We start from the raw sequence: 15,494 nt of genomic DNA, 5'->3' as shown, positions 1-15,494 counted from the left end.
CCTATAATCGAATGCGGCAACGAGTCCGGCCGGGTTTCACCCGACCGGGCGGCTTCTGTCTGACGTGGCAAGCCTAAGCAATGGACCAACGGATGCCAATCAGAATTGCAATCGGATCTGGCCGGTCACACCCACGCTTTCCAGCCCGTCACCGGAACGCGCATCGATTCTTGCACTGGCGCTAAGCTGTCTGGGACGCAGTCCCGGCCCGGGCTGAAGAACTTTGATATAGTTCGCCCCGACACTGAGTTCCCCATAGGTTCCCAGATTGTCAGAGGTCAGCCGTTGCGGTTCGAAGCTGGCATTATTCGGGTCGAAGAAAGTCGAAACGCTGGGATCGGCAAAATCCTTGTAGATGGTACCGGTCGCAAAGGCGTAGAGGGCAGAGTTCGATTCGGCCTGCACAAAGGTCTTTGCGACCGTACCCGCCAGGAAGCCGATCTGCGCATCGCTGTCTTCGAATTCAAGCTGATAACCGTCGCTGAATGTGATCGTATCGGTTTCGGAACGGGTGAAAGCGAAGCCCACGCTTGGCACAAATGTCCAACCCTCTTCGCCGATCGGAAGCGTATAGCTTAACGAGCCGCTGAGCGTGTTACCCTTGCTCGAGAATTCCTCGTCATCAAGACCAAGACCTCCACCGTCCGTCAGGGCAGTATTGCTTGCGAGGAAATCGGTCTTCTCATGACGATACTGCAAATCGGCCTGGAAACGGCCTTTCGTCGCCGTCACATAAACGCCGCCATAGATCTGATCGAACTCGGTATCGTTGATACTGCTTGGCTGATTACCGATCCGGTCGCCTGTAATCGGATCAGGCACATAAACCGGTTGCGTAGTATCGCCCTGATTGACCCCCAGGAAACCACCGAAGGACATGCTCCAGCCTGCAAAGCGGTCATCGAAACAGGCGAAATCCGTTCCGACCTGCATGCCGTAGTAAGTCGCGTTAATGGTGCTGTCGACCTTGACCGCTCCGTTATCGGTACCGCCCGTGACTTCCGCCACGCCTCCGGTTGCACGGCCCCAGCTTCCTACGCCGCAAGGTTTGTCCGACGCATCGAAGGCCAGCCCGGTCACGAAGGGGCTTGTCGGGCGGTTGACCACGACGCCAATCAGCGACCGGGTCAGAGAAATATTTCCAAACAACGCGCCGATGCCCGGATGGATGCTGCTAACCATCTCGATATCGCCGGATGCGATATCCCGATGCAGCGAGTAAATGACTTTCTCGTTTGCGATCGCCTGCGGATTCAGAACCTTGTAGGTGAAATCATTTGCGGATTGATATTCCTCGGAGACATCGATCAGAGTTGTGCTTTGACCAACATCGCTGACCTTCACGTCGCCCATATAATTCAACTGGATATTGAAATTCCCCGTCGCCGGGCCACCGGCCACGACGATCGCATCGGATGTCATGTTGCTGAAATTGATATCAAGCGCATAGACCCCGGAACCGGAAACGCCGCCATTGACGGTCAGCTTATCGCCCACGGATTTGTTTTGGGCCAGGTTGATCAGACCGTCATTGGCAAGCGAGCCATCGATTTCGATCGAACGGACTGCACGAATTATTCCATCCTGACGGTTGGTCACATCACCGTTAAGAAGGGCATTGGCACCAGCCTGTACGATACCGGTATTGGTCAGATCGCCGTTCAGCGTGCCGTTCAGACCAAGCGCCACGTCGCGCCGGACCAAGGTATTTCCTGCCGTGATCTGACGTCCGTCGCGAATTCCGAAATTCGCCCCCAGATCAAGCGTCCCCCGAATCGCAGCAGCATCGGTGATATCGAGATCGGATCCGTCGCCCAACCCGCGGTAACGCAGATCGCCGGTGATCTCACCATTAACAAGCGCGACTCCGGTCGTGGTAAGCGATCCCTCAAGCCTGCCATTCTGCACATAGGTGCCGGAATTGCGGATATTTCCGTCGAAGGTTCCACCGATATTCATCCGGCCCTGGTTCTCGGCAACGGTTCTGGACGAAAGGGTATTGCCATTTGTGACTGCAACGACGCCCAGATTGGTAAGACCGCCCGTCGCCAAAGCGCCGTTTACGCGCAGCGTAGCACCCTCGCTTTGGGTCAGGTGACCGGCGATATTCCCTGCCCCCCTCAGAACGCCCGAATTGGTTACATCACCCTCGACGGTACCCTCTGACAGCACCACGGTTCCGTCTTGCCGGTTCTCCAGCCCCGAGCCAAGTGTGCCCGCGATCACGAAGCGCCCGGCATTCGCGATATCGCTTTCCGAATCCAGCCGGTGATCCGCCCGGACATTCACCGTGCCCGCATTGCTGAGACTGCTGACCGCCAGATCGCCGGCAGTCCGAAGCGTGCCGGTATTCGTGACGTCCCGCACCGAACCGGCCAGATCCGCCGTTCCGGCATTGTCGAGATTACCGGCAATCGTCACCGTTCCCTCAAGGCTGCCGATTCTGGTATCGGTCGAGCTGTTCCGGACATCGCCATTGATCACTGCGCCATCAAGCGTGACGGTTCCGGCAGCATTCGCCAACCGGCCGTTCAGAGTTCCCGAAAGATCAAGATTGCCCTGGTTTATGACACCGGCTTCCGAATTGGCCGTCAGCGTACCGGCAACCGTCATCGTGCCACCGGCCCTGTTGATCACATCCTCGGCGGCAACCTCTCCGCCCTCCGCGATATTCACTATGCCGCTCGCGCGGTTCGTCAGATCCGCAACATTGGTCAGGCTGCCCGAGGAGCGAACATCCAGCAAACCACTGTTATCGATACTATTACCGTTGCCATCGACCGCTGCCGACACCGCCACGCTGCCGATCTCATCGTTCAGCAGCGCACCGGCCAATGTCGTCGCCCGGTCGTAAAGCAAATCGATGCTGTTCAGCACGTCACCGATCAAGGTCACCTGGCTGAGTTCAACCGACGAGCCTTCCCGCAGCGCGATCCTGTCAGCGGTGATCGTCAATGAGCTGTTCGCCCCGTCGACCCGCACATCGCTGGTATTGGTAAATTGCCCCGAGACAGTCAGCGTCGCGTCGCGATCACCTTCGGTCATATTGATAAGATTATGATTGGTCAGACCGCCCAGCAGGCTGGAATCCGACAGCACATTGATGGTGCCGTGATTCAGCAGAATATCGCCTTCTGCGCGCGTCGATTCAGATGCAAGCTCGACCGTCGCACCATCAAGATTTATCACGCCCGACGCACGGTTCGCGATCACATCGTCAGAGGTCAGGGTTCCGTTCAGATTGACCGTCCCGGAATTTGACAGGCTGCCTACGGCAAGCGAATCCGAGACATTCAGCGTGCCGTTCTGCCCCTGCACAACCGCGCCGGTAATCGTGCCATTCGCGTCCAGCGTACCGCCATTATCCACATTTCCATCGACAGTACCGCCGCCGGCAAGCTGCATCGTTCCGCGATTGCGGACATCGCCATCGATCGTACCGCCCAGCACATCCAGCTTGCCGTCAGCCCGGTTCCATAGCTGGGATTCGGTCCTGACCGTACCTCTGACGGTCATATTGCCGGTATTCTCACCCTCTTCACTGGCAGAAGTGAGTTCAAGCGTCTGATCCCGGCGAACCGTCATGTTACCGGCATTCGTCAGATGCCCGGAAATCGAGCCCGAGGCCGACAGGTTGTTCGTATTGGCAAGGTTTCCGGTAATATCCGCGTCCAGCGTCATGCGGCCGGCATTGGTAATATTCACATCTCCACCAGCCGCGCCCCGCGCCAGCCCCGAAAACGTCATATTGCCCCCGGCGAGGTTCGCGAACTCTGTGCCGATAAGCACGCCGTCGGCGATATCTATCAGGCCAAGGTTTTCCAGATCGCCCCGGATCCTGCCGGACCCGGTAATCGCCCCCGAATTGCTCAGATTATCGGCGGTCAACGTGCCGTTATCCAACTGCACGGTTCCGATATATTCGCCACCGGCCAACTCACCGATATTTCCGAAGCTGGTACCGGCATCCAGCAAGCCGGACAGGGTAACCTTGCCCTTGTTATTGATGAACTCGGAAACGGCAGACAATTCCCCCGCCACATCGACGGCACCACCATCATTCGCGACACTCTCGGCCCGAACCTTGCCCGTCTGGCCATCCTTATTCCGAACGGTCAGCTTTCCGGAATTGCTCAGAGTTCCCAGAACACCGGCTGAATCCGACACCGCCAGATCACCGCCGGACACCACGACCGAGCCCGCGCCATTGTTCAGGAAACGTGTGCCAACGGTAACGGTTCCGACATTTCCATCTGCTGCATCAACATTCAGGGTGCCGGAATTCTCGAACCCGGCGACATCGGCGTCGCTGCCGGCGGAGTTAACCTCGAGCGAACCGCCATTGACGTTAATCGTGCTGCCAAACCCGTTGTTGACACGGGTCGCTGCCGTCACCGCACCAGCGATATGCAGGGTATCGCGGTTCATAACCTGGTCTGCCTCGACCGTGCCGGTATGGCCATTCGCCACATTAACCGAGACGACGCCCCAGTTATTCAGGTCCCCCAATGCGCCATCGGCATCCTTGACCCGCAATCGGCCGCCGTCAACATTGACCTCGCCTCCGGTATCATTGACGAATACTGTCCCGGCGGTGACCGTTCCGATAGCGGCCCCGCTGTCATCGCGGGCAATTGTCAGCTTGCCCGAATTGTCGAATGTGGCTGTGTCGATCTTGCCACCATCGACCACCACCTGCCCTGCGCTATCGTTCGCAAACGCCGACTCGGCGATCAGATTGCCGGCAACGGTAACGATATTGCTGTTCTCGATCGTATCAGCAGTGACCTTCCCCGCGGTATCCCCCGCCATGCCGACATGGATCTGGCCGGAATTGGTCAGGGTTCCCAGTGCACCTGCCGAATCCTCGACCGACAGATTTCCTCCGTCAACCGTGACGACACCGCCATTATTGTCGAAGGCGGTCGCGGCGGTTACCGTTCCGTCGCCGCCATTGATATCCAATGCCCCGATATTGACAAATTCATCGGTATTCAGCCCCCCGTCGTTGACGTTGATCCGGCCGCCACGTTCATTGGTGATCCGGGTTGCAGCCGCCAACTCGCCGGCAACATCGATCCTGTTTCGGTTTGCAACCGTATCGACGGTAACCGAGCCGGCAACCCCTCCAGTCTCGTTGACGAAGATTTCGCCCGAATTGTCCAGCGCGACGGTCTGGAGCACCCCGCCATTAACGTTAACAGTGCCATTGCCGTTATTCCTGAATTCGGAATCGGCGATCAGATCACCGGCAATATCGAATGTGCCACCATTCGCGACGGTATCCGCAGCGACCGTCCCGACATTAGCGCCGTTCAGATTGACTCTGAACCGCCCTGAATTGTTCAATGCGCCACGTGTTCCGTCAGAATCCACGACCTCCAGGCTCGTGCCGTTCAGGTTGACGGTGCCGTGAATATTATTGGTAAAGCTTGTGCCCGCCGTAACCGTGCCGATACTGCCGTTATTTATATTGACGGCAAGGGTTCCTGAATTCGTGACATTGGTGGCATCCACTGTGCCCCCCGCAACGATCAGCGCACTATCCCTTTGATTATGAAGCAAAGTCGTAGCGGCCAATTCACCCGCAACAGTAATGCGATTGCTATTCGTGATCGTGCCGCCTGTAACCGCGCCTGCGACGCCATTCGCGGATCGAATAACCAACTCGCCCGCGTTATCAAGGCGGGCGGCATCGACGGAGCCACCGCTGCCAACATCGATCGTACCACCAACCTTGTTGTACAGCAGCGCCGTGGCATTCAGTTCACCAGCGACATTGATGAGGTTCTCGTTATTAATCGTCCCGCCGATAACCCGGCCTGCGGTATCATTCACGAAATTGATGTTCAGCGAGCCGCGATTGACAAGGCGGGCCGCATCGACCAGCCCGCCATTGACATTGATTTCACCGCTGGTCGTGTTCACAAGCAGGTCGCGCGCCTTCAACTCGCCAGCAACGTCAATCAGACCGTTATTCGCGATCGTATCGCCCGCAACGGTTCCGACAGTGTCATTGACAGCATTAATAAAGACGTCACCCGAATTGGTGAATGTGCCCTGATGATCCGCATCGCCAACATCAATCAGGCCACCATTGACATTAACGGTAGCACCGCGATGATTATCAAACGCCTCTTCGACCCGCGCGGTACCGATATCGCCGCCGGCAAGGCCGACATTCACAATCCCCTGATTGCCAAATCCCTCAGTTTCGACCAGACCGCCCTGAATGTTCAGTTCGCGATCACTTTTATTGCTGATCCGGCCGACATTGAACAAATGCGCATCGGATGATTGCTGCGCGTCATCCGAACCCACGGTCATCTTGCCGTCGTTTACGATGATGTTGCCGCCGGCATCCACCTCGGTCCTGAACTGCAATACGCCAAGGAGAGGGGAACCGCCGTCAACCTGTCTGGACGCATTGATCAATGTGTCGTTAATGGTCCCTGTACCCGCGGCATCCTCGTAGGTCAGCGTACCGACATTCCGGATTTCACCATTCAGAATAAGGTTGTGACCAACAGTGATGTTAGATGCGGGTTCGAACTGAAATTTTTCGGCATTGATGGTCAGATTGCTGTTCTGCCCCAGAACAAAACCGCCATTCGTGCCACCGTTCAGGAAAACGCCGTCACCGTCGCCCTGAACGGCGGAATCGGGATCTTCGATGGTCAGTTCGACCGAAGCACCATCCGTAACGGTGATTTTCCCGTAATTGTTTACCCCACCGCGCACCGTCGGATTGCCTCTGTCATCCGCATCGGTCAATGAAATGATGCCTTGCCCGGCGTTAAGCAGTCTCGGCGTTTCCAGAACGCCGCCGAGTGCTACAATACCGCTATTATGCAAGCCGTCAGAGACAATCAGATGCTCATCCGCGCCGATATCGATCATTCCGCGCAGATCGCCGTTGCTCTCATTGACAAGCTGGCCGTCAATCGTCCCCGTCCCGTCAACGCTGAGCTGGCCGGTGCTGCCGTTGACGAAACGCCCGCTATGCTCGCCGCCATCCACAAGCACCGTATTGCCCTGGTTCTGCAGCGTCCCGCTGGTGGTTCCCGTGATCTCGAACAGCGCACCTTCTCGTACGCTCAACTGGCTGACCTCGGAATCATTTTCCAGCATATTGCCTGCATAGACGACCGCGCCATCCCCGGTGCCTGCAATCTCGACCTTACCCAGAAGGCCGGATTCAACCGTCAGATCAGAATCCACGTCGCCGGAGTTATTCTCCAGCAGAAGTGTGTCGCCGTTCAGACCGCCTCGGATCAATCCTTCGGAAAACGTATACTGTCCGGAATCCAGCCGAAGGCCGCCAACATCCACCGTGGCATCTCTATCAAATAAATTTAGGCGATTACCGATTGTGATCGTGACAGGGTCAGGAAGACCGTCACCGTCACCATCTGCCCCTTCGGTCAGGACACCTATCTGGCCAGATGAAATTTTCCCTGCCCTGCGCCACCACCCGTCATTGTTCAAGCCGCGCCAGAAGCTCGAATTATACCCTTTCGTGCCCCATTCACCGCTTTCCGGACGCAGTTCCACAGCATTGCCTGTCCCCAACGTATCCGTATTGTCGAAATAAAGATGGGAATCCTGGGCATGTGCCCCCTGGGCAAGTATCAATGCCCCGACGCCAATCAAAGCGGTTGAAAGCAGCAGACGAGAACGAAGGACAGAACGATGCGGACGGCGGAAATTGACAAACATGATCGAAGCTTCTCTGAATAAGATCAAATAGGGAAACTTGCCACGGGAATACCCTGTCAAACCCGGTTTTAACAAGTGCTAACTAAAACTTTCCGGCCCGTTGTGACCCGATCACCCCGGCTCCGGCCCGCGAAGCTGGTCGATCGCGGCAATATAGGCCCTGACTTCCGGCGAAAGCGGCGGCTCTGGTGCGATAAACGCCGGATTCGAACGGCCCGACATTTTACGCTCGGCCCAGTTCCGCAGATCGCCCAGGCTATAGCCGCGCAGGAACGGGTTGGCCGAGACGACACCTGCTCCCATTACGCTGCCGACTGGCAGTGACGGATCGGCGCGCAAGGCCAGATCGGCCCCGGCCGGCCCAAGGAAATGCGCGAGATAAAGACGCCCGGCGGTGATCGAGTGACCCCGGGCGCGAAGGAAAGCCTCGTTCTCCTGTGCCAGCCGCCGAACCATCTCGCGCGACATTCCGGGATCGAAACGCAGATCAAGCAGCTCGCGCGGGGACAGGCTGGCGACCAGATCGGGTCGATAGTTCCGCATCATGCGCAACCATGTGGAGTCGATGAACTGTCCCAGCCCGGCGGCCGATGATCGCGGATTCTTGGCGCGCGCATTGCCCGCGCTTTCCACCTGGATGATCTGACCGATCAGGGCTTCGACGGCATTCGAGGCCATGACCTGACCCGCCGAGCTAAGATAGGACATGGGGTCAACCGGCTGCCCGTCCTTCAGCAATTGGAACACCAGCCCCGTGTCCTGCCCGTCGTCAAGCGGCCGCCCTACGGAACCGATTGCCGTGCCGTGGGAAATCTTTCCGCCCTGTGCGACCTTGCCCGACAGGGATGCCAGCCCCGAATATCGGCTGATCATTCCATTGGGATGGGTAATCTCGACCTGCACCCCGTTTTCGCCCCCGACCGACGCAAGCGTCACCTCGCCATCGCCCGCCGCGACAACCGGACTGCCTGTCGGGGCCGACCAGATAACCCGCCCACGATCTTGCTGCCCCTCGGCGGGCGGCACGAAACGCTGCGACAGGACCCCGGCAACCGGTGCGATCATCTGCAACCCACCTTCGCTTTCCCGAACCCGGGAGCCCGGCGCATAGCACTCGAATCCCTCTTCTTCGTCCGGAACCACATAGCATTCGCGCGCACCCGCCTTGCCAGTCACTCCTATATAAAGGATCGCGCCGGGATCCCCATCGCTGCCCGGAGCATAGATCAGGGTCAGCCGGTCCGATTTGTCGGCATAGCTGTCCAGATCATAGACCTTGGCCATCATCGCGATCGCCTCGCCCGCGACCTGTGTGGGAATATCGTTACGCAACGCAGCGGAATATATCAGGTCAAGCAGACGCTGCTGCCCCGCATCCTGTCCTTCCTTACCCTCACTGGAAAGTGCCTGCTCCAGCAGGGACTGATCCGCCCAGGCATCCGCAGATGGCACGAGTTGCCCTGCGGAAGACATCCCCAATGCGCCGACAAAACCCTCGGCGTCGTAAAGGGCAAGCTGGATGACCTGCCGCTGGCCGCTTTGCATACGATAACGCAGGGCAAGCAGCGAACCTGTTGGCAGCGCCTCCTTCAGCGAAAGCTGATCCCGGATACGCTGCTCCAGATAAGCGGCATTTCCGTCGTCAAAACCGTTACGCTCCAACAATTCGCCAATGGCGACCGGAGCGGTTGTTTCAAGGACGATTTCGCGCCACAGGCTAGTCCGATATGCCGAGTCCCGCAAGAAGACGGTGCTGGATGTCGGCTCCTGCCCCGCATTGAACGCACCGCCAATATTGGTGTCATCCGCAGCGGCATCTATCAGCCGGGCACGATTTCGCTCTGACTGAAACAGCGCGAATTCCTCGCGGGTCGAGGGAAGCGTGGCGACAAGCTGACGATTGCTCAGAACCAGTTCGCTTTCAAGAACCGCAACGGCGCGCAATGCCGCCGGGAGGCGGCGCGTGATTGCAGGATCGGAAGGGACCGGCTTTTCGCGTATCTCTGGCGCCTCGCCATCGTCCGAGGTCGGGATGATCAGCGGATCGCCGGGAATATTGGTAAAGGTGTCCGAACGCACTACCGGCGCGATATCGAACTCGGACTCGACCTGTACAAGTGCTTCATTTTGATCCCCAAACCGAAATAACGCATTAAAATCCGGCTGGAAATATCGGATTCCCAGGAATGCGGCCAATGCAATGGTGGATATGCCTCCGGTCCAGCGGAACAGACGAAGCCGGAAACGACGACGGCGTGCGGCCCGGCCCATCTTCTGAAAGCGCGGGTCGACCCCGATCATCTTGTCACCGGATCGACCCCACCCCCAGCAGGCCGGGGCGCAGGTTGATCGCGCGCGTTGTTGGTGTCGTCGGCTGCGCAGACGCGCTGGCTTCCGGGGCTGCAGCCTGCGCGCGCGGGGCAGTGGGCGCAGGCTGTGAGCGGGTATTGCCGCCGCCGCTGCTTCTGCTTGGCGCCGCCTGAGCAACCGGTTGAATATCGGGGCATTCCACCGCCTCACGGCTGATCATGCCCCGATAAAGTCCGATTTCCGGGGTCGTCGATGCCTGCGCTGCCCCGGCCTCTTCGAAATAACGGCGCAGCGCCGAAGCCGAGCCCGAACCCCAGGCGCCGTCGATGCCGCCGTTATAACAGTTCATCCGCGCCAATTCGGTCTGCATCGCGGCGGCAACCTGTTCTCCCTCCGGATCGAACGCGCCACGGCCAAGAAGGCGGTTGAACATCGCCGGGTCGCGGCGGCGAATTTCTTCCCGTGCCTGATACGGCATCCCAAGCGGTCCCCGCGAATCGGCGGCCACAAGCACCGCCAGATCCCCGACGATGATCGAGGGCTCCGGCGCACCGGGTCGCAGCGCCGCAGCCGCAGCTTCGGGCGCAAAAGCACCGCCGTCGTCTGCGGTGCCGGACGCAATCACCGGATTGGGATCGGCGCTGGCCAGAATAACCGGAGACGCACCCGACGCACGCATCGATTCAGCCGGAAGGGCAGAGATCACCAGCCCGCCCGCAGGCGCCGATGCCGCAAGTGCAGTGGTTTCGCTCAGGCGATAACCGCCTTTCCGAAGCGCCTCGCGCCGCGCTGCGCCTTCTTCCGTGGCGGCGGCGGCGAATGACTGTGCCAGAGATTCGGCATCGCAATTTTCCGCCTTGTCCGGAACGGCAATCGTCACTTGCGAACCGTCGCGCAGGGCCGATTGCATATCGTCAAGATCGACGCTCTGCTGCTGCCATCCGCAATCGTTGACGACAAGCGTCATCGGACGATCCGCGGGCAGATCCGCCAGCATGTCAGGCAGCGACCCGCCCCCATTATCCGGCGCGGTCCCGATATAGATCAGATCCGCCCGCCCGCCGGCCAGTTCATCGACAATTCCTTCGGCTGACACGGCGGCAGCCTTGTCTGCCAGTATTGCAAGCGGCGCGGGCATGGACGCACCCACAATCAGCACAGCCGGATCGGTCTGCGCAAACGCCTGCCGGTCCGCTGTACACAGCATAAGCATGGCAAGTATTCCCACGCTTTCAAACCGCATGAAATGCCCTTTTCCGATCGCCATCTGACTCAATACAGTTCTTGAATATCAGCCACCGCCATTTCATCCAAGCCTCAAACCGGGCGAAGAGAAACGAATACGGTCCAATCCCGGCGTTCACCTGTATCCACTTCCATGAATCTTGCATCCAGAAAACCGCGCAGCAGACAGTTTTCCTGCCCGGTAATCTCGAAACGACGTGGCGCCACGCACATCGGCGTCGTTCCCGACAACACCTCGTTTCCGAAAACATCCGCAGCGAAAACGTAATAATTGCGGTCGCGCAGCGGTTCTCTTTTCAGGACAGCGCATTGATTCGGCGCAACCCGCCACCAGCCATAAGTTATGAAGCCCTCGCCTTCTGGAGCGCCGAAGGCTACGTTCAGCACGTCATATGACTGATTGCATATCCGCATTTCCGCGCGCGCGCCTTGCGGCGACAATATTCCGGCCAGACCAAAGACGGCTGCAAATATCGGTAATATTGATTTCATTTCCTTGACCAGAATAATTGAGCAAATGGTTTGGCCATGATAGGATTACGTTATCAGGGGGTATTTTGTACATGAAACCGATCTTCGTAATAGGTGCAACCATACTTGCTGCAGGTACCGCATTCGGTTTCGCGAAGGCGGTCGATCAGTTGGTATTGCCTTCTGACATCGCCACGCCGGAAACGGGACTCGCGGTCGAGCGCAGCACCAGCCCCGTCCTGCCGCTAAGCGAAATCCGGAAGGGAATCCGTCCGTTAGGCAATGATTCGGCCCGGATACGCGATTTCGCCGATATCCCTGCCGAACCCCCGGCATCGCCCGATCTTCCGCAAACGGAACTGCCGGCTTCAGAAGCGACACCCACAGCCTCACATCCATCCACAGAGGTTGCCGCATTGGATTCCGGCATCCAACCGGCGGCGCCGGTCAATTATTTTGTCGCACCCGGCGGGCAGGATATGTTGTCCGGTTCTCCCGGAACATTTTCCGAAACGGGCTTCCCGGACGAAACGGCCCGTGACAGGTTCGAGAATTTACCCATGATCGGGGTTTATCGCTGAATTTCTACGAAAGGATTATTCATGCGCCTCAGTGCAATCGCGCTGCTTAGTGGTGTCGCTTTGATTTTTGCCGTGCCGGCCTCGTGGTCGCAACCCGCCGAACAGGACACGGAACAAACCAACCAGCCCGAAGCGGCGGCCTCTGTTCCCGAAAGTGATGCCGCCGACAGTGCTGCCCTTGCCAATGGCAGTATCCTTCTCGAATTGAACGGTGCCGCCGCGACCGAGGATAACGGCTGCCGGTTGACGGTCGTGACCACGAACCGGCTTGATCAGGATCTTGATCGGGCGGCATGGCAGGTCGCGATTTTCGATGGGGACGGCTTGGTGAAATCCTTGCCGATTCTCGATTTTGGCGCAATGGTTACCGGCAAGACGAAAGTTGCGATGTTCGAACTGCCCGATCAGCAATGCACGGATATCGGACGAATCGTCGTCAACGACGTCGCCGCCTGCACGACCGGCGATGGCGAAGATTTGCGTGCAGCCTGCCTTGGTGGGCTTGCGACCCAGTCACGCACGGATATCGATTTCGGGCTCTGATCGCTGAAGGCTTTCAAAAATGATTTTTTTCAACGACCTGCCGCTAACCACCAAAGCGGTTTTTGCCGCATTGGCATTGTTGTCCGTCCTGACGCTGACCGTAACCATCTTCAAACTCGTCCAGTTCCGCAGGCTTGGCGTTGGCGGGCACAAGCGTGGAGAAGAGATCCTTGACGACTGGCTGAACGGCCGGCCCGACGAAGCGCAGCGCAAGGCTCAGGCCGGGCAGACGGTTCTGGCCCGGGTACTGGGCGCGGTAATGTCAGGGCTGCGCGCACGCCCATCCGAACCCGGTTACGGCGAAGAACTGGCGCGGCAGGTCGCATTGGCCGAAATGTCCCGCATGGGCGCAAGGATGCGCCTGCTCGAAGCGGTTGTGCAGATGGCGCCGATGCTTGGGCTTCTGGGCACGGTGATCGGCATGATCGATGCGTTCGGCAATCTGGCCCTGAGTCAGGAAGCCACCGATCCCCGGCTGCTGGCCTCGGGCATCTGGACGGCCCTCACCACCACGGCGGCAGGGCTTGCGATTGCGTTGACCGCCTATTTCATCGCGGCGTGGCTGGAAAGCCGGATCGAGGATGAGCGCCAGACCATCGAGCTGGTGATCTCGTCAGCCATTCATGGCCGGATCGCGCAACCGGCCCGCGCCTGAGCCATGGCCGCGACTGGCACATCATATTCGCATCAGGCGGTCCGGGGGCTAGGGCTTCCCCGGCGGCAGGTGCGCTACAGCTTCTCGATGACGCCTTTGGCAGATGTCCTGTTCCAGTTGTTGATCTTCTTCATGCTGTCGTCAAATATCGTTCCCTATTCCATGCTGACCCTGCGCAGCGGCGCATTGGAGGGCGGCAATGCCAACTCGCAGCAAGAGCGGCCGGAAACCACGGCAACCGCTGTCTCATCCACTGCGGTCTGGACCCTGCACCCCGACGGTCTGGTCGCGGGCGGTCAGCGCTTCGGCATGGACAGCCTGCCGTCACTGGCCGAGGCAATCTCGGCACAAGGCACTCAGAATGTGCTGATCGTCGTTCGTTCGGGCATTCGGGTCCAGCAGATCACCACGGTTCTGGAAACCCTGGCGACACAGGGAATCGAGTCGGTTCAGATCGCAAGCGGAGGGTTGGAATGAGCCTGCAACTGCCCGCCCGCAGCTCTGAGCGCCTGCGAATCGACACGTCGCTGGCAATCGTCAATATCGTGTTGCTGCTGATCTTCTTCTTTCTCGTGGCGGGGCAGGAAACCCGCCCGCCCCACGATATCAGCCTGGCCAGGACATCCCAGCTTGCACCCTCGAACCTGCCCTCGCCGCTTCTTCAGATCCGGTCCGAGGAAGACTGGCTTCTCGACGGGCAGCCCATCCTGCCGGATCTGCTTGCCGCGGCCCTGTCGGAATCCGACGAGGTTCTGCATCTCGTCATCGACAAGGAAGCCGATGCGAATCTGCTGATCAAGGTTCTCGACCATCCCGAACTGGTGAACCGTGATGTGCGGCTTGTCACATTGCGCGAGGGACCTGCGCAATGATCGGTGGCACCAGGGGATCGTGGGCGTGGGCACAGGCGGCGCTTTTGTCGGTTTCCCTGCATGGTGCGGCAGCGGCCACACTGATCTATCGCCCGAACTGGAATTTCACGCCGCCGCCCGCGCCTGAAGAAATGCGGCTTGAGGTCACGACCCTCAATCCCGCCGGGAATACTGTCCAGACCCAAACGCTGACCCCGGTTTCCACGCCGGAAACCTCTGCTGCCAGGATTGAACCAGAATTGGCGCGACAGCCGGAACAGGAAGATGTTCTTGCCCGGCTGGAAAACGAAGCCGCAGCGCCGGTGCTGTCGGATACGAGTCTTCCGATGGTTCAGGTGCCTGATGCCGAACCTGAACCCGGGCAAGATGGCGAGGATCAGTCGCAACCCGCTGCCGTGGATACAGCCGCGGCGGATACCGATCCACGCCTTGTCGAATTGTTCGACCGAATCCGTAACCTGTTAACCCAACCCTGTCTGTTGGCGCTGCCCGCCCTGCGCGGCGACAACCAGATCCAGCTTGGCGTCCTTGCCGCAAACGACCGCGAGATCTCGCAGTTGATGGACAGATTGACGGACGGTCTGGCTACTCAGGTGACCGAAGCGGCGGTTCTGCTGGATCAGCGGCAATGCCCGGGGCTGGCATTCGCCCGTCGCGATCCGCGTTATCCTGTGCTTGGCCTTGGCATACAGCTTGAAAGTCAGGATGTATCCAGCGGCGCATCTCTGCAGGGGCAGATATCCGGGGGGACCGGCTGGTATAACACCCTGCTTCTTGTGGATGACAACGGTGTCGTGCATGATCTGCGGCGCTTTCTGATCCGCTCGGCCGACCGGATCCGTTTCGAGGTGCCGATCGCGCGCTCTGGCGCCGCACGGGATACCCATCAGCTTGTGGTGGCCATTGCCACGCCCAACCGTCCGGAAACGGTTTCCCGGCTATCCGGCGAAACCGCCGAGCGTTTCTTCGATGCCCTCATCCGCGAAGTCGGACAAGAGGCAATGATCGGGGTCAGCAGCATCTATGTTCGCTGACCCATTTGCGTCCACGGCCTTGGCGGCACTCACATCCGGTTGTGGCGGATCGGCCATCTGTCCG

Annotated in this window: 10 protein-coding genes; 6 read left to right on the top strand and 4 right to left on the bottom strand. The window is 59.0% G+C overall.

Annotated elements, in window-relative coordinates; translation table 11 throughout:
- Positions 1-99: 99 nt before the first annotated feature.
- The 4 genes from D3P04_RS03000 to D3P04_RS02985 all read right to left on the bottom strand — a co-directional run bounded on the left by D3P04_RS03000 (position 100) and on the right by D3P04_RS02985 (position 11,766).
- Positions 100-7,719 carry a hypothetical protein gene (locus D3P04_RS03000; RefSeq protein ID WP_119745825.1) on the bottom strand — a complete coding sequence of 2,540 codons (7,620 nt, stop codon included), beginning with the start codon at positions 7,717-7,719 and terminating at the stop codon, positions 100-102.
- A gap of 111 nt (positions 7,720-7,830) precedes the next feature.
- Positions 7,831-10,020, bottom strand: a complete 2,190-nt coding sequence (locus D3P04_RS02995) for a peptidoglycan DD-metalloendopeptidase family protein (RefSeq protein ID WP_119745824.1) — start codon at positions 10,018-10,020, stop codon at positions 7,831-7,833.
- Positions 10,021-10,024: 4 nt separating this feature from the next.
- The gene (locus tag D3P04_RS02990; RefSeq protein ID WP_147391873.1) at positions 10,025-11,272 is read right to left on the bottom strand and encodes a hypothetical protein; all 1,248 of its coding nucleotides are present in this window, start codon (positions 11,270-11,272) and stop codon (positions 10,025-10,027) included.
- 74 nt (positions 11,273-11,346) lie between these two features.
- Positions 11,347-11,766, bottom strand: coding sequence for a DUF1036 domain-containing protein (locus D3P04_RS02985; protein WP_119745820.1), 420 nt, complete (start codon positions 11,764-11,766; stop codon positions 11,347-11,349).
- 71 nt (positions 11,767-11,837) lie between these two features.
- On the opposite strand from D3P04_RS02985, the gene D3P04_RS02980 reads away from it, so the two are divergent.
- The 6 genes from D3P04_RS02980 to D3P04_RS02955 all read left to right on the top strand — a co-directional run bounded on the left by D3P04_RS02980 (position 11,838) and on the right by D3P04_RS02955 (position 15,430).
- The gene (locus D3P04_RS02980; protein WP_119745818.1) at positions 11,838-12,326 is read left to right on the top strand and encodes a hypothetical protein; all 489 of its coding nucleotides are present in this window, start codon (positions 11,838-11,840) and stop codon (positions 12,324-12,326) included.
- Positions 12,327-12,347: 21 nt separating this feature from the next.
- Positions 12,348-12,869, top strand: a complete 522-nt coding sequence (locus tag D3P04_RS02975) for a hypothetical protein (protein WP_119745816.1) — start codon at positions 12,348-12,350, stop codon at positions 12,867-12,869.
- 19 nt (positions 12,870-12,888) lie between these two features.
- Complete coding sequence (locus D3P04_RS02970) at positions 12,889-13,524, top strand: MotA/TolQ/ExbB proton channel family protein (RefSeq protein WP_119745814.1); 636 nt, start codon at positions 12,889-12,891, stop codon at positions 13,522-13,524.
- A gap of 69 nt (positions 13,525-13,593) precedes the next feature.
- The gene (locus D3P04_RS02965) at positions 13,594-14,001 is read left to right on the top strand and encodes an ExbD/TolR family protein (RefSeq protein ID WP_182912718.1); all 408 of its coding nucleotides are present in this window, start codon (positions 13,594-13,596) and stop codon (positions 13,999-14,001) included.
- Positions 13,998-14,396: an ExbD/TolR family protein gene (locus tag D3P04_RS02960; RefSeq protein WP_119745810.1), complete on the top strand. Its 399-nt coding sequence runs from the start codon at positions 13,998-14,000 to the stop codon at positions 14,394-14,396. Before D3P04_RS02965 ends, D3P04_RS02960 begins: the two co-directional genes overlap by 4 nt.
- A complete protein-coding gene (locus tag D3P04_RS02955; RefSeq protein WP_119745808.1) occupies positions 14,393-15,430 on the top strand; it encodes a hypothetical protein in 1,038 nt (345 codons plus the stop codon). Before D3P04_RS02960 ends, D3P04_RS02955 begins: the two co-directional genes overlap by 4 nt.
- Positions 15,431-15,494: the final 64 nt, after the last annotated feature.

The sequence above is a fragment of the Paracoccus onubensis genome, from assembly GCF_003591515.1.
GTDB lineage: Bacteria > Pseudomonadota > Alphaproteobacteria > Rhodobacterales > Rhodobacteraceae > Paracoccus > Paracoccus onubensis.
The sequence above is the reverse complement of the archived record's forward strand: the minus strand, read 5'-3'. Positions and strand labels throughout refer to the sequence as shown.